General features: G+C 54.6%; 14 protein-coding genes. 6 read left to right on the forward strand and 8 right to left on the reverse strand.

Annotated elements, in window-relative coordinates:
* The first annotated feature begins 239 nt into the window (after positions 1 to 239).
* Positions 240 to 488 (forward strand): GlsB/YeaQ/YmgE family stress response membrane protein, encoded by a 249-nt coding sequence (locus tag WCT94_RS20285; RefSeq protein ID WP_014915585.1) that lies wholly within the window; start codon positions 240 to 242, stop codon positions 486 to 488.
* Positions 489 to 535: 47 nt separating this feature from the next.
* Here the strand turns inward: WCT94_RS20285 and WCT94_RS20290 are convergent, their stop codons facing one another.
* The 8 genes from WCT94_RS20290 to pdxR form a co-directional block, all read right to left on the reverse strand.
* The gene (locus WCT94_RS20290) at positions 536 to 1078 is read right to left on the reverse strand and encodes an AAA family ATPase (protein ID WP_336871474.1); all 543 of its coding nucleotides are present in this window, start codon (positions 1076 to 1078) and stop codon (positions 536 to 538) included.
* Entirely contained in the window at positions 1075 to 1803 is a 729-nt protein-coding gene (locus tag WCT94_RS20295; protein WP_336871476.1) for a 2OG-Fe(II) oxygenase, read from the reverse strand. Before WCT94_RS20295 ends, WCT94_RS20290 begins: the two co-directional genes overlap by 4 nt.
* Positions 1803 to 3047: an aminotransferase family protein gene (locus tag WCT94_RS20300; protein ID WP_336871477.1), complete on the reverse strand. Its 1245-nt coding sequence runs from the start codon at positions 3045 to 3047 to the stop codon at positions 1803 to 1805. The genes WCT94_RS20295 and WCT94_RS20300 overlap by 1 nt, the downstream gene beginning before the upstream one ends.
* Entirely contained in the window at positions 3031 to 4080 is a 1050-nt protein-coding gene (locus WCT94_RS20305) for a sulfotransferase family protein (RefSeq protein WP_336871479.1), read from the reverse strand. The genes WCT94_RS20300 and WCT94_RS20305 overlap by 17 nt, the downstream gene beginning before the upstream one ends.
* A 14-nt stretch (positions 4081 to 4094) precedes the next feature.
* The gene (locus tag WCT94_RS20310) at positions 4095 to 4910 is read right to left on the reverse strand and encodes a TauD/TfdA family dioxygenase (protein ID WP_336871481.1); all 816 of its coding nucleotides are present in this window, start codon (positions 4908 to 4910) and stop codon (positions 4095 to 4097) included.
* Positions 4911 to 5073: 163 nt separating this feature from the next.
* On the reverse strand, positions 5074 to 5868 hold the full coding sequence (locus WCT94_RS20315; RefSeq protein WP_336871483.1) for an SDR family oxidoreductase: 795 nt from the start codon (positions 5866 to 5868) through the stop codon (positions 5074 to 5076).
* Positions 5869 to 6238: 370 nt separating this feature from the next.
* The gene (locus WCT94_RS20320) at positions 6239 to 7333 is read right to left on the reverse strand and encodes an ABC transporter ATP-binding protein (protein ID WP_336871485.1); all 1095 of its coding nucleotides are present in this window, start codon (positions 7331 to 7333) and stop codon (positions 6239 to 6241) included.
* Between the two features lie 192 nt (positions 7334 to 7525).
* Positions 7526 to 9019, reverse strand: a complete 1494-nt coding sequence (gene pdxR / locus WCT94_RS20325) for a MocR-like pyridoxine biosynthesis transcription factor PdxR (protein ID WP_336871488.1) — start codon at positions 9017 to 9019, stop codon at positions 7526 to 7528.
* Between the two features lie 138 nt (positions 9020 to 9157).
* Here pdxR and WCT94_RS20330 point away from each other — a divergent pair, with 138 nt between their 5' ends.
* The 5 genes from WCT94_RS20330 to WCT94_RS20350 all read left to right on the forward strand — a co-directional run bounded on the left by WCT94_RS20330 (position 9158) and on the right by WCT94_RS20350 (position 15516).
* The gene (locus WCT94_RS20330; RefSeq protein WP_336871490.1) at positions 9158 to 10423 is read left to right on the forward strand and encodes a 4-aminobutyrate--2-oxoglutarate transaminase; all 1266 of its coding nucleotides are present in this window, start codon (positions 9158 to 9160) and stop codon (positions 10421 to 10423) included.
* 10 nt (positions 10424 to 10433) lie between these two features.
* Complete coding sequence (locus tag WCT94_RS20335) at positions 10434 to 11906, forward strand: NAD-dependent succinate-semialdehyde dehydrogenase (RefSeq protein WP_336871493.1); 1473 nt, start codon at positions 10434 to 10436, stop codon at positions 11904 to 11906.
* Positions 11907 to 12270: 364 nt separating this feature from the next.
* A complete protein-coding gene (locus WCT94_RS20340; RefSeq protein ID WP_336871496.1) occupies positions 12271 to 13350 on the forward strand; it encodes an ABC transporter substrate-binding protein in 1080 nt (359 codons plus the stop codon).
* A 42-nt stretch (positions 13351 to 13392) separates the two neighbouring features.
* Positions 13393 to 14661: an ABC transporter permease gene (locus WCT94_RS20345; protein WP_336871494.1), complete on the forward strand. Its 1269-nt coding sequence runs from the start codon at positions 13393 to 13395 to the stop codon at positions 14659 to 14661.
* 36 nt (positions 14662 to 14697) lie between these two features.
* A complete protein-coding gene (locus WCT94_RS20350; protein ID WP_336871495.1) occupies positions 14698 to 15516 on the forward strand; it encodes an ABC transporter permease in 819 nt (272 codons plus the stop codon).
* The last annotated feature ends 152 nt before the right edge of the window (positions 15517 to 15668 follow it).

Raw genomic sequence — 15668 nt, forward strand, 5'->3', positions numbered from 1 at the left:
TCCATTGTTCTGTCTTACTATTAGTCACTTTTATTCATCGTGTCCTTGAGTGAATTTACCGTGACTGTTATTTGTAGCGATGCATAGATGTTCATCTGAATAGTGGTGGTGAGGATATAATCACTTTTCCCACACCCCACCCACAGCTTCCCCAATCCTCACCTATACTTGCTTCACTGCCCGATTTGCCAACGAGTAGCAATATCGGGTGTGGTGAAACGAAAACGCGAGGAGTAGGTATGGGTATTCTGTCCTGGATTATTTTTGGCTTGATTGCGGGGATTCTGGCTAAGTGGATTATGCCCGGTAAAGACGGCGGCGGTTTTATCCTGACGGTGTTGCTCGGGATTGTCGGTGCGGTCGTGGGTGGTTATATCAGCGTTTTCTTTGGATTCGGCCGGGTCGATGGCTTTAACTTCGGCAGCTTTGTGGTGGCGGTTGTCGGCGCGCTTGTCGTGCTGTGGGTGTACCGCAAGATTCGAGACTAGTGTGATATCCGTTGCCCCTGAGCAGGGGCAACGGGCTTTTTATTGCATCAATATGAAGAAAACCAGTCGAGTAGCTGTTCTGCGGCTTCATGAGGTGCTAGCGCAGAGGTGTGCAGTGAACGATGATGGGCGGCATCGATTGTGTCGGCGTAGTCGTAATTCCTCAGAATTGCTTTGAGCTTATCTTGCGAATTTACTTTACCGAACTGGCGTCGTTCCGCGTTTCCCACCCGATTTAACAGGTGTGCTTCGTCGCTACAGAGTTGAACAAAAAATGGCGTAACGCCCTGTTCTGCGCACCGTGTTTTTATCGCCTCAATGTACCCGTCATCTTTGACTCCCTCATAGCAGAAGGTCGTGATCAGGTCGCGCTCATCCTCTGCAAAAAGCAGCGAGATGGCATAGAGCCTTAGTTCACAGGCGAAGCGCCTGAGCGTGCTAAATGCACTGTCAGGCGGGAGCACCGCTATCGCTAAGTCATACGTCAAATGGTTATGAAATAGCGTTGCCCCCGTTTTCTCCGCCAGCAGGCGACCGATCGTGAGTTTTCCCACCGCCGGTGGCCCGTAGAGAAAAATGAGCTTCTTCACTGCACCGTACTCGTCGTACCGGGTTCGTAATAGGTGATATTCAGCGCATTGCGTGTTTTGACGGAGACGCCAGTTAACGGCACGACCGCATGCCAGGTTTCATAATACCCGTTGCGGATGATGACGCTGGCGTTGCCCATGATCGGGAGGACGGAATGGCAGACGTCAGCATGATTCTCAGGGTTGAGAATCTGAAAGGCACCGCCCCAGCTTTCTTCCCATTCGGCGTTGAAATAGATAATCAGGCGGAAACCGCGTTTCAGCGATGCGTCGACATGGGGGAGGTAGTGCGTGTCCCGGCCGCCGCGAAAGGCTACCGCTTCCATTTTGAATTCGGAAAGGTCGGCTCCGCAGAAGGCGGACAGGGCGGCAGTAAAAGCGTCAGAGGTCAGCTCGTTACACATTCCCAGCCAGGTGTCGGACAGCGTCGTGGTGTCGCTGACTTTGCCGGAGGCTAAAGGAATAAGGGTACGGCGATAGAAGTAACCGCCGTTACGTTCACGATAGTTGAACCCGTCGGTCGGGAACTCGCGAGCAAGCGTTGAAGCGATATCATGGTTACGCCATATCTGAGTTAATTCTCCCCACTGGAAAGGGGTTTCATGTCGTTTGCCGTGGATGATGCGTTCAAGATCAAAATAGTCGGACATCTTTTCACTCCCTGTTGTTAATGACATCTGATGGGTGTTAATCACACCTGACAGATAGTGACGGTTAACGCCCATTACAGGCTTCCTAGTGCGGTAGAGATGCGTTGAATCAGTTCCTCTGTCTCTTCGGTTGAAAGGGTGAAGGCCGGTGCCAGTTTTAGGTACGGGCCTGCTGCACCAATGATGACGCCATTCTGGCGTATCACCGCCTGTGCGCGGCCACACTGTTCGAGAGACGAAAACGTCATCGATAGCATCAGCCCTTTGCCTTGCACACTGATCAGCCCGTCGGTTGACGGGAGGTGTTGTTTGGCGAGCTGGAGGATCGTCCTGCCTTTTGCCGTGACCGCATCGTAGAGGTGATGCGAATCCAGATAATCCATGACAAACAGCGCCGCGCGGCAGCCCAGCAGGTTACCGGATTGGGTATGGCCGTGGCGGAAAAACGGCGGCGTTTGCCCTTTGAAGCTGTCGGTAATGGCCTCTGTCGCAAGCACGGCGGTAATGGGAACGCCACCGCCGAGACACTTACTGAAAATGACAATGTCAGGCTGTGCGCCTTGTGAGACTGATTCACAGAACGCCCCCGCGCGGCCAACGCCGCAGTAGACTTCGTCACAAATCAGTGGAATGTCGTGCTTTTTTGTCAACCGCGAGAGCTGTTGCAGGAAGCCATCAGGCAGCAGTCGGGTGCCTTCCATTGCCATAATCGGTTCAATAATGACGGCAGCGATGCTCGATTCCTGTTCTTCCAGCAGCGTTTCCCAGACGCGGATGTCGCTGAGATGTTCAGGTGGGAGCATGGTGATCGTATTGCTGGCGAGCAGGGACGGTAAAATGCCCTCGTTGATAAACGGGCGTCTTGTCGCCATCATCGCGCCGAGCGTACAGCCGTGGTACGCACCGTTGATCGCCACGATTTTTGTTCTTGCCGGACGGGAGCGATTGACCTGATATTGCCAGGCCATTTTTAGTGCACTTTCAACACCTTCGCTGCCGCTCCCGACGATGAACGTTTTGCTCAGACCCGTACCGATGAGCTTCGCGGCAAGTTTCTCGGCTAGTTCACCGGGGAGTTGGGTATTTGAATAGATATTGCAGGCATGAATCAGCGTGGATAACTGCTGTTGCAGGGCGGCAATGAATTCAGGGTGAGAGTGCCCCAGACAGTGGTTATAACAGCCGGACATCCCGTCAAAGTAGCGTTGGCCGCGTTCATCATAAAGATAAACCCCTTCGCCACGGTGAATCAGCGGGCGTTCGTCTTTCTCCGCGAGAGCGGTGTAAGGCGGCCAATATGGGTTAGAGGTAGGATTCATATTTTGTCCCTGTCAGCGTGGTTCTAAGGTCGTCAACGTTACTCACGATCGAATCAATCGTTCGGGTCTCTTTTTTTCCTGTGCCAGCGCAGAGCCTGAAGTCGGAAATCCCCAGAAAGGACAGCACCGTGCTGGCAACGACATCGGGTGCTGACATGACCTCTTCGTAGTCAAGGGTGAGGATGTCATGGTGCTGAAAAGCCTGATAAAACGCGGTCTGATTCTCCAGATTGTTATCAATGAATGCCGTTAGCTCATCGACCGGCACCGTCATTTTTTCGTGCGAAATCGGGCGGTTATCCTGCTTGCCGACGTACCAGATGCGATCGCGCAGGCTTTTCTTCAACGACACAAATTGCTGTAGCCGGCTTCTTCTTTCCAACAGGATCAGTTTCAGATCGGGGATCGCCTGTAAGGCGGGCCAGATGGATGCATCGCCCCACTGGCTATCAAGATCCCGAAACAGCACGAAACCGACCGCTTCGACGTATTCAAAATAGGGTCTGAACAGGTGACGATGCAGGATTGTCTCCATCGTGGTGTCTTTAACGGAATAGGGCAGCAAATGTTGACCAAAGCGGTTGAAGGCTTCACCGTGCATTTCAATATTCGGGTGGGAACCTAACAGCGTGCGAAGCAGGTGGGTGCCCGCTCTGGGCGTGGAGACGATGGCAAATTTCTGATAGCGGGTTTGTGCGGCCAGAATGTCCGCATCCACGCTGCCGCCGACCCATTTGTATTTTTCAGCAAGGGCGATTTTCTCGCAAAACAGCGCAAAGTAGGGGGGCGCGTCGTGTTGAAGATCCTGTAGCGACGCCTGAATCTCGTCTCCGCGTATGCCCTGAGCACGCCAGTTTACGCCGTTGAGCCGGTATTCATGAACGAATGCCAGCATCGCCGCCAGTGTTTTCTCACCTAGCGGCACCTCGGTTAACTCATCTCGCATCCGGGCGTGAAGGTGCTCTTGCGGGCACGTCAGCCAGCCATCCCAACGTGCCGCTAACGCGGATTCCGTCATTGATTGATCGGTCATTCTCTCTCCTTAGATTATGCGATCAGGGTGGGGGCGCGGGTGAACATGCCTCGCAGCAGCGTTCTTGGGCTGGCGGGATCGTCCGTATAGGCGTGGCGTCCGTGAGAGATTTTATCGTTACGCATGATCAAGGCTTGCCCGCGATACAGAGGGAATGTCAGATGATAGCGGCTGCCTTCCGCGGCCAGTTGTGACATGTATTCGACGGCTTCGACAACGCGCGGATTGATATTGCGTGAATACTCCCAGTCGGCGGTCACATCCAGCGTAAACCCGCCAATAAACCCGCCGTCACGATCGGGACGAAACACCGGGCCAATATGAGCGTACTGTTTCCCAGACTGTGTCCCGGTTGAGCGGCGTCGGAAAATCTGTTCTTCAAGCAGAATATTCGCTAAGTCTGGGTGTTCGGCCCGGAGTTGTTGAAAGGCGGAGACGCTATCGAACAGAACGGTTCCGCCGCCCTGGCTGGCATGCTGCTTACAAAGCAGAATCGACGTTTTTATGCTCCCGATTGGGATATAAGAACCATCGGTATGAAGAGAAAGGTGTGAAGTGCTATTGAAAACGACATGCGTGCCATGTGAGAGCCCGCCAATCTGATTCACCCCGGATGTGGATACCCCCTCTTTGTGTTCCTGACGGTTAAAGGCTGACTGATAAATCTCCCCCAGCGAATAAAGCGCCGATATTTTTTGGAAGTCAGTATCGTTGTATTCCCATTCGCTGGTAACGATGGCAAACCGATATTTTTCGAGATGCGCAATGACCGCCGCCTTATCTTCACTATCAATGACTTGTGGTGACCATCCATCAAAGCAACTTTTCATCGCTATTACTCCTGTAATTAGCTCGACTGAAAACGTACATGAATTTATATCCGTCATACTTCAAGTTGCATGCCTATTGGCTATATTTACGCGCCTCCTCCATGAGCCTCGTTAATTTGGAATGATTAAAGATAGGATTGATAGCTAATAATGTAGGAGCGATTTATATGGCGCTCATGCCTCCGTCAATGGAAAGTATTTGACCCGTAATATATTTACTGGCGTCGGAGGCAAATAAGATCGCTGCACCTTTTAAGTCCTCATCATCACCAATACGTCGCAACGGGGACTTTTGCGCCAGGGCATCGACGCCAAGGCGATTCAACAGGTTCTGCGTCATCGTTGAAGGGAAAAAACCGGGGGCGAGCGCATTAACGGTGATATTAAATTCTCCCCATTCGCCCGCTAATGCCCGGGTAAAATTCACCACGGCACCTTTGCTGGTGCTGTAGGCGATGCCTTCCAGCCAGCCGGGCAGATTACCCTGTAAACCGGCAAGCGATGCCACGTTAATAATTTTTCCATAGCGGCGGGGGATCATGCTGCCTTTACCGATTTTCTGCGTTAATAAAAACAGGCTGCGGATATTCAGGTTCATGACGCGATCCCAGTCAGCAATCGCATGGTCTTCCGCCGGGGAGCCGAATGCTGTACCCGCATTATTGACGAGAATGTCTATCTGACCTGTCTTGGCGATAGCTTCCTCTGCGAGGCGCTCAATGTCGCTATCTTGCGCATTGTCGGCGACAATCCATTCGGCACGAATACCCAGCGAGGAGAGGTGTGACTGCGCGACCTGTAATTCATCGGTGTGGCGCGCTGAGAGGATAATATGAGCGCCTTGTGCACCGAGCGCTTCGGCAATTTGCAACCCTAACCCACGCGATCCTCCGGTGATGAGCGCGGTTTTTCCAGACAGGGCAAAGAAGTGCGGCGTATCCATACCGATTCCCTTCATTGAGATTTCTATCCATTAGAATGTGCCCTAAATAATTCATGTTGCAGAATAAAACGTTATTATTGAATAACGTATCTGAAACTTGAAATAAGAAGGGGTAGCACTTGAAACAGCCTCGAGTTTAAATAGATATCAGGAAGAAACTCCAGCGATATTCTGTCGTTAATAAACAGGATGTTTTTGAGTTGTGATTAGTTACGCATTAATTACCTAAATAAAAATTATGTCCTATAACGCTAATGATTTCCCCCTTTTATTTATCTTTTCTCGTCGCGTTAATGGTTTATTCGTTGCCCCTGATTCAGGGGCAACATGCTATTTTTATGACACTCGTTTTTCTGCGTCTTTTGACACGGTTAACGCGCCACGCTTAATGCGTGATGATGCTATCCAGCGCGCGCAGGTGCTCCGGTTGCCATGACAGATTGACTTCGGTGCCGGCTTTCCAGTGCGGCTGAATCTCGCTGGCGGGGAGTTTCACCATAAACTGCGGCTGACCAGCCACCTCCGTCATCATCCTGACGTGATCGCCCAGATAGATGAATTGCTGAATACGCGCGGTGACCTGCTGCATGCCGTCGTCGACGTGGGTTGCGTTGACGTGAATGCGTTCCGGGCGGATGCAGAGCGTAATTTTTCGACCTGGTGAACTGGGGCTGACTTTCAGCGCGCGCAGAGAAGTGCCGTCGTCCAGCGTTGCCCGATAGAATGCGCCTTCGGCCTCGGTGCGCGTGGCGAGTAGCGTATTGTTTTCGCCAATAAATTGCGCCACAAAAGCATTTTCCGGTTTTTCGTAGATATCGCTGGGGCTGTCCATCTGCTGAATCACGCCATCGTTAAACACGGCGACGCGATTGGACATGGTCATCGCTTCGCTCTGGTCGTGAGTCACGTACACCACGGTTAGCTCCAGCGACTGATGCAGTTCTTTGATTTCCAACTGCATATGCTCGCGCAGCTGTTTATCCAGCGCCCCCAGCGGTTCATCCATCAGCACCAGTTTAGGTTCGAAAACCAGTGCGCGAGCCAGCGCCACACGCTGCTGTTGTCCGCCGGACATCTGCGCGGGGTAGCGGTCGGCCAGGCTGGTGAGCTTCACGCGATCCAGAACCCGATCCACTTTCTCTTTGATGTCGGCGCGGTTCAGGCGACGGATGGACAATGGAAAGGCCAGATTCTCCGCCACGGTCATATGGGGGAACAGGGCGTAGTTCTGAAATACCATACCGATGTCTCGCTGGTGCGGCGGGAGGTGGTGCAGCGGCGCGTCGCGCAGCAAAATTTCCCCCTGCGTCGGGGTTTCAAACCCGGCGAGCATCATCAAACTGGTGGTTTTTCCCGAGCCGGATGGCCCAAGCAGGGTCAGAAATTCACCTTCACGGATATCCAGATTGAGGTTTTTGACGATCAGGCGGTCGCCGTCATAGGTCTTCTGAACATTCTTGAAGCTGACATAATTTCTCATTTTTCACTCTCCGGCAGTCACTGTTATTCATAAGAATGCATAAACCATGCCGGATGCTTCGCGAGCAGAAAATGCTGCGCGATAATGCGCTAAAAGGCGATCGTTCATCACCACGGGTGCGCCGTAATGGGGCGTGTTGGCAGCGAATGGCACCGTAACGGTGCGAATTGGCCTGGATAAAAATGGATGGTGTCAGGCCTCGGAATGGCGTGAATCTAGCGCCTGAATACAGGCCACGATTGCGGAAAACGCCTGCGTCATGTGGCTCTCTTCCACGCTGGCGTAGCCCAGCAATAAACCACGCTGCTGTGTCGGTTGCAGGTAGTAGCTGGAAAGCGGTTTAACCATCACGCCGCGGCGCAAAATCGCGGCGCTCAATACGACATCGTCGATGTGAGGAGGCAGACTGAGCAGCATATGCAGCCCGGCGTTGCTGTTGTCCCCGACGTAATCCGCGCCCAGATGTTGTTCAATTAACGACGTCAATAGCGCGCGGCGCTTGGCATACAGCAGGCGCATACGACGGATATGCGCAGCGTAGTGGCCTTCGCGGATAAACTGCGCGAGCGTCGCCTGCGTGAGCCAGTGTCCGCCGCGATAGAGCTCAGAATGTGCCGTCTTCAGCGACTGCGCCAGCAGCGGTGGCAGCACCATGTAGCTGACGCGCAGGCCGGGGTAGAGCGTTTTGCTGAATGTCCCGATGTAGATCACCGGCGACTGTGCCTGTAGCCCTTGCAGCGCGGGAATCGGACTGCCGGAGAAGCGGAACTCGCTGTCGTAGTCATCTTCCACCACCCAGCAGCTGTGCTCTTGCGCCAGTGCCAGCAGACGTTGACGCCGTGCCAGACTCATCACCGCGCCCAATGGATATTGATGTGACGGTGTCACGCAAATCAGACGTGGGGCTGCGTTGGGTGAGAGCGTGTCCGGCGGCACCAGCCCCTGTTCATCGACGTCGACGGGGGCGACGCGCAGGCCATTAATCGTCAGGACATTACGAATTCCCCAATAGCAGGGATCTTCAATCCACGCCAAATCGCCGGGGTTACACAGCATTTTAGCCAGCAAATCCATCGCCTGATGCGTGCCTTCGGTAATCAGAATCTGTTCCGGCGTGCATTCGACGGAGCGGGCGACGCGCAGGTAATCTACCAGCGCCAATTGCAGTTCGGGACAGCCGCCAATCGGCGAATAGGAAAGCTGCTCAGGGCGAACGCGACGCGTCAGTCGCGTCTGAATCCGTCGCCACAAATCGTGAGGAAAGCTGGCGATATCCGGGATGCCCGGCATAAACGCGCCCCATTGGCGGGCGGAGGCGCCGGCATAGCCCAGAAGATGCATACCGCGACGCGATAATTCATGTTTAGGTTCACGGATTTCTCCGGCGTTGTCGCTGCTTACCGGCTGCATGTTGCCATCGGGCAACTGTTCCGTGACGAAAGTCCCGCTTCCTTTGCGTGCTTCAATATAGCCTTCCGCCAGTAGCTGTTCGTAAGCGGTCAGCACGGTATTGCGCGACAGCGATAGCTGCTGCGCCAGATCGCGCGACGACGGCAGGCGCTCGCCAGCGGCAATCGCGCCATCAAGAATCGCTAGCCGAATGCAGTCGTACAAACGTTTGTTTAGCGCGCCGTCGTGCTGGTTGGCTAAACGCTGTAGCAATAAGTCGGTCAGAAGTGAGCGCAAAAGTGGATCCTTCAAATATTCAAAACTGGCACTGGATTATAGAACCATCTCGCGTCTAAATGACATCATCATCTTGCAACTACACTAACAATCATCGTTCAACGACTAACCGATGTGTTTGGGATACCGGAGCAGACCATGAAGAATAGCGAACTGAATCAACGCCGTCTGGCCGCCACGCCGCGTGGTGTGGGCGTCATGTGTGACTTCTATGCTGAGCGTGCGGAAAACAGCACCCTGTGGGATGTTGAAGGTCGGGAATTTATCGATTTCGCTGCCGGGATTGCGGTACTGAACACCGGCCACCGCCACCCGAAAATTGTCGCCGCAGTGCGTGAGCAACTGGATCGCTTTACCCATACGGCCTACCAGATTGTGCCTTACGGCAGTTACGTCACCCTTGCCGAACGCATCAATGCGCTGGCGCCGATTCAGGGCGCGGCAAAGACCACGTTCTTTACCACCGGTGCCGAAGCGGTGGAAAACGCGGTGAAAATTGCTCGTGCCTACACCAAACGCCCCGGCGTGATTGCCTTCAACGCCGCGTTTCATGGCCGCACGCTGCTGACCATGACGCTAACGGGCAAAGTGGCACCGTATTCCACAGGATTCGGGCCGTTCCCCGGTTCTATTTTTCATGCGCTTTATCCGAGTGAGCAACATGGCATCACCGTTGAGCAGGCGCTGGAAAGCGTTGAACGCCTGATGCATACCGATATCGCCGCCGATCAGGTGGCTGCCATTCTGCTGGAGCCGGTGCAAGGTGAAGGTGGTTTCAACGTTGCGCTACCGGCCTTTATCAGCGGGCTACGTAAGCTGTGCGATGAGCATGGCATCCTGCTGATAGCTGATGAAGTGCAGACGGGCTTTGCCCGTACCGGCAAGCTGTTCGCGATGGAATACTACGCGGAGAAAGCGGATCTGATCACGATGGCAAAAAGCCTGGGCGGCGGTTTCCCGATCTCCGGCGTCGTCGGTCGTGCTGACGTCATGGACGCACCCGCGCCGGGTGGGCTGGGCGGCACCTATGCGGGGAACCCGCTGTCGGTGGCTTCCGCGCTGGCGGTATTGGACGTGATTGAAGAAGAGAAATTGTGCCAGCGGGCACAATTTCTGGGGGCCGCGCTGGTGGAAACGCTGGAGAAAATCAAAGCGCAGTGTCCGGCACTGGTGGCGATTCGTGCTCAGGGGTCGATGGTGGCGGCAGAATTTAACGATCCGCACACCGGAAAACCATCGGCGGAGATCACCCGTCAATTTCAGAAAAGTGCGTTGGAAGCCGGTCTGCTGCTGCTGACCTGCGGTGTACATGGCAACGTGATTCGTTTCCTGTATCCGTTAACGGTGCCTGACGATCAGTTCAGCAAGGCCATGAGCATCCTGACGCGCGTATTGACACGATAGAAGAGAAACTATGCAACAGAAAGCAACTATACCGCTAAAACAGCAAGCGTTATTCCGCCAGCACTGCCTGATTGACGGCGAGTGGCAAGACAGCCACAACGGTGAACGTCTGGATGTCACTAATCCGGCGACAGGCGAGGTGCTGGGGAGTGTACCATTAGTGACGGTGTCACAAACTAGGCAGGCGATTGCTGCGGCTGAACAGGCGCTGGTTGAGTGGCGTAAAAAGACGGGGAAAGAACGTGCCGCGTTGTTGCAGGCGTGGGCGCGCCTGATTATGGAAAATCAGGACGATCTGGCTGCGCTGCTGACGGCGGAACAGGGCAAACCGCTGGCGGAAGCTCGGGGTGAAATCGCCTACGCCACCAGCTTTATCGACTGGTTTGCGGAAGAGGCCAAACGTATTGAAGGCAGCGTGCTGCAATCGCCACAAGGGCAACAGCGCCTGCTGGTCATCAAGCAGCCCATCGGCGTGTGTGCGGCGATTACGCCGTGGAATTTCCCGGCGGCGATGATTACCCGTAAGGTCGGGCCCGCGCTGGCGGCGGGCTGTACGATGATCGTCAAACCTGCTGAACAGACGCCGTTTACCGCGCTGGCGCTGGCGGAACTGGCACAGCAGGCCGGTATTCCGCGCGGCGTGTTGCAGGTCATCGTCGGTGACGCGCAGTCGGTCGGCAAGGTGCTGTGCGATAGTCCGGTGATACGCAAACTAAGCTTCACGGGTTCCACGGAAGTGGGCCGTATTCTGATGGCGCAGAGCGCGCCAACGGTGAAAAAACTGTCGCTGGAACTGGGCGGCAACGCGCCGTTTATCGTCTTCGATGATGCCGATGTGGATCAGGCGGTGAAAGGCATTCTGGCCTCCAAGTTCCGCAACAGCGGGCAGACCTGCGTCTGCGCCAACCGCATCTACGTGCAAGAGGGGATTTATCCTGCGCTGGTCGAACGACTGGTAGAGGAAGTGCGCAAATTGAAGGTCGGTGAGGGTACGCAACCGGGTGTGACGCAGGGGCCGCTGATCGATGCCGATGCGGTCAGCAAGGTTGAGCAACATATTGCCGATGCGCTATCGCACGGAGCAACGCTGTTGTTGGGGGGCAAACGCCATGAGCTGGGTGGCACGTTCTTCACACCAACCATCGTCGGCGGGGTGACGCGCGACATGCGTTTTGCCCGTGAAGAGACATTCGGGCCTGTGGCGCCGCTGTTCCGTTTCAGCGATGAAGCGGAGGTGATTGCGATGGCGAACGACACCGAGTTTGGGCTAGCGGCCTATGTCTACACGCGCGATGCCGTGCGCCAGTGGACGGTGCCGGAAGCGTTGGACTACGGCATGGTCGGTATCAATACCGGCCTGATTTCTAACGAAGTCGCGCCGTTTGGCGGCGTGAAACAGTCTGGGCTGGGGCGTGAAGGGTCACGATTCGGTATCGAAGACTATCTGGAAATGAAATACCTCTGCGTCGATCTTTCCCGGTAGCTCATCGTTTAGATCATCGGTAAGAAACGCGTGTCGATAGTCGATATCGGCACGCGGATAGTAAACGCGCAATGCGTTTAGGTGGTGCAAGGCAATATCAACTTGCACCACAATCTGGCAAAAATGGCGAAGTCTCATCAGGTGTAAAGGATGGCCGTCTCTCCCTGATGCTTCTCATCCCCGTTCCCGCCGCCGCTGTAGCAAAACATCAATAAAATTTTTGAATTGGCACAATTTATGCTCATATTTTTTGGCATGATTATTTTGATACATGATGCATCAAAAATGATGAGCAAGAAATAGCATGCGCAAATTGTGATACGCATTTGACCTTTACGTTGACTACCACTCCAGGAGCGAAATGATGTCCAAACTCAACAACACATCCAAAGCGACAGGCTTCTTCAACCGTCCGGTACTGAAGAAAATAGCAGCCACGGCTTTTCTGGTGACGATGGCCTGTCAGGCGCAGGCGGAGTCCGTCACGGTGATCTCATTCGGTGGTTTGAACAAGGATGCGCAGGATAAGGCATTTTACAAACCGTTCGCCGCGGCGGGTAAAGGCACAGTCGAAGCCGGTGAGTACAACGGTGAAATGGCGCGTATCCGGGCGATGGTGGAAACCGGGCAGGTAGGGTGGGACGTCGTGGAAGTCGAAGGTCCTGAGCTGATGCGTGGTTGTAACGAAGGGCTGTTTGAGCCGCTGGACTGGTCAAAGCTGGGCGATCAATCCCAGTTTGTCAAAGGGGCGGTCACCGAGTGCGGCGCGGGAATTTTCCTGTGGTCAACCGTCTTGACCTATAACGCGCAGAAGCTGAAGCAGGCACCGAAAAGCTGGGCTGATTTCTGGAATGTGAAGGAATACCCCGGCAAGCGCGCGCTGCGTAAAAGCGCCAAATTTACGCTGGAAATCGCGCTGTTGGCTGATGGCGTGAAGCGTGACGATCTTTATAAGGTGCTAGCGACGCCAGAGGGCGTCGATCGTGCCTTTAAGAAACTGGATCAGATCAAATCCAATATTCAGTGGTGGGAATCCGGTGCCCAGCCGCTGCAATGGCTGGTGTCGGGCGATGTGGTAATGACGTCCGCGTATAACGGTCGCGTCTCAGCGGCGCAGAAAGAAGGGCATGATTTCAAGATTGTCTGGGCCGACAGCATTTACGATCTGGATAGCTGGGCAATCGTCAAAGGCTCCAAGCATAAGGCGCTGGCGGAGCAGTTCATTGCGTTTGCCAACCAGCCGGAAAACCAAAAAGTATTCGCTGAGAACATTCCCTATGGCCCGACGCACGTCAAAACCACCAGTCTGCTCACGCCAGCCGTCGCTGCCAATCTGCCAACTGCGCCTGAGAATTTGGCACAGGCCTTGCAAGTAGATACAGAGTTTTGGATCGACCACGGTGAAGAGCTGGAGCAACGTTTTAACGCCTGGGCCGCGCAGTAAGGCCGTAGTGATTGACCGTACGTGATGATGGAGAAAGAGCCTATGTCCCAGAGCGATATCGCCGCCGCTGTGCCGTCTGGCGGAAACGAGGAAAACTCGACCTTGAAGCAGCAACTGTGGCTCGCGCAGAAAGCCTATAAAAAACGCTCTCTGCTGCTGATTGCACCGCTGTTTCTGTTTATCGTGGTGAGTTTTCTCTTCCCGATCACCTCTATTTTGGGGAAAAGCGTCTCCAATCCGGAATTACGCGACAATATGCCACAGACCATTGCTGCGATGCGGCAATGGTCGGGCAACGATGTACCGGATGAAACCGTCTTTCGGGCGCTGGTCGGCGATCTGCGTGATGCCCGCAGCAGCGGGAAGCTGAGCACGATTACCAAACGGCTAGGGTATGAAGGCGCGGAATACCGCACGCTGATAACCCGCACATTGCGCAAGCTGCCCGCAGAGGGCAGCAGCGACATGCGCGATCAACTGATCCGTGAGCAGCCGATGTGGGGAGAATTAGCGACCTGGCAAACGTTCGATCGCGCAGCGCGGCCTTTTACCAGCTATTACCTGTTGGCGGTGTTTGACCATAAAGTGGATGCCACCACGCAGCAAATCGTCCCACAGCCTGCCGATCAGGCGCTGTATGTCGATGTGCTGCTGCGCACGCTGCTGATGGCGGGCGTGGTGACGCTACTGTGCGTGGGGCTGGGATATCCGCTGGCATACTGGCTGGCGAAGCAACCCTCTAACCGCGCCAATCTGTTGCTGATTCTGGTGCTGCTGCCGTTCTGGACATCGCTGATCGTGCGTACCGCGAGCTGGATTGTGCTGTTGCAGTCCGGTGGGTTGATTAACCGCTCGCTGATGAACATCGGCATTATCGATGAACCGCTGGTGCTGGTGTTCAACCGTATCGGTGTCTACATTTCGATGACCCACATCCTGCTACCGTTCTTCATTTTGCCGCTGTACGCGGTGATGAAAGGTATTTCCCCGAATTATGTGCGGGCAGCCGTTTCGCTGGGCGCGCATCCGTTTATTGCTTTCTGGCGGGTTTATGTGCCGCAAACCTACGCCGGTGTGACGGCAGGGGCGCTGCTGGTCTTTATGATGGCGATTGGCTACTACATTACGCCGGCGCTGCTGGGCGGGCCGAGCGACCAGATGCTGAGTTATTTTGTCGCGTTCTTCACCAATACCACCATGAACTGGGGAATGGCGGCCGCGTTAGGGACACAACTGCTGATAATCGTGACGCTGCTGTACGTGGTGTACATCCGGGTCACGCGTACTAATGCGGAAGCCGCGGCGCACTAAGCTCGATATCCGTAACTTTATATTGGGAGATAACCAATGAGACAGCAGGGTGAAGTGGTGATCCGTCTGTGGAACACGTTCTTTAATTTCTACGGGGCGGCGATGCTGTTGTTTTTGATTGTCCCTGTACTGGTGATTGTTCCGCTTTCGTTTAATGCCGGTTCGTTTCTGAGCTATCCGCTGACGGGGTTTTCCCTGCGCTGGTATCGCGAGTTTTTTAACTCCAGCGAGTGGCTGGGCGCACTGGGCAACAGTCTGCTGATTGCTCCGCTCGCGACGCTGTTGGCGACGGTGCTTGGCGTGCTGGCTTCAGTTGGGCTGGTGCGCGGTGAGTTTCGTGGTAAATCGCTGGTGATGGCGGTATTGATTTCACCGATGATTGCGCCGGTGGTGATTGTCGCGGTAGGGATGTTTTTTTTCTTCGCCAAATTGTCGCTGTTGAACAGCTATCTGGGACTGGTATTGTCACATGCGATGCTGGGCGTACCGTTCGTGGTGATTACGGTCACGGCGGTATTGAAGAACTACGATCGCAATCTGACGCGCGCCGCCGCGAGTCTGGGTGCTTCGCCGCTGCTGGCTTTTCGTAAGGTGACGTTTCCGCTAATTGCGCCCGGTGTGTTCTCGGGGGCGCTCTTTGCCTTTGCAACGTCGTTTGATGAGGTGATCGTCACGCTGTTCCTCGCCAGCCCGCGCCAGCGTACGCTACCGCTACAGATGTTTGCCGGCATCCGCGAGAACCTTGACCCGACGATAGCCGCCGCTGCCACCATGATGGTGGGCGCCGCGCTTGTCCTGCTGATCGTGATGGAAATCCTGCGCCGCCGCTCGGAGCGTTTACGGAGTGGGACTTAATCTGGCGCACATAGGTTATGCGTTATGTTTCGTGTGCGTTGATATTTGCATGCCGTTTCTTATCGCCATTAACGTAATGCGCAAGTGAGGGCAGTTGCTATCCGGCGTAAGAAATTATGCTGAGGAGATAGCGGGCTTAGGATGAGCCGCAT

Origin of the sequence: Pectobacterium sp. 1950-15, assembly GCF_037136835.1 — a bacterium.
GTDB lineage: Bacteria > Pseudomonadota > Gammaproteobacteria > Enterobacterales > Enterobacteriaceae > Pectobacterium.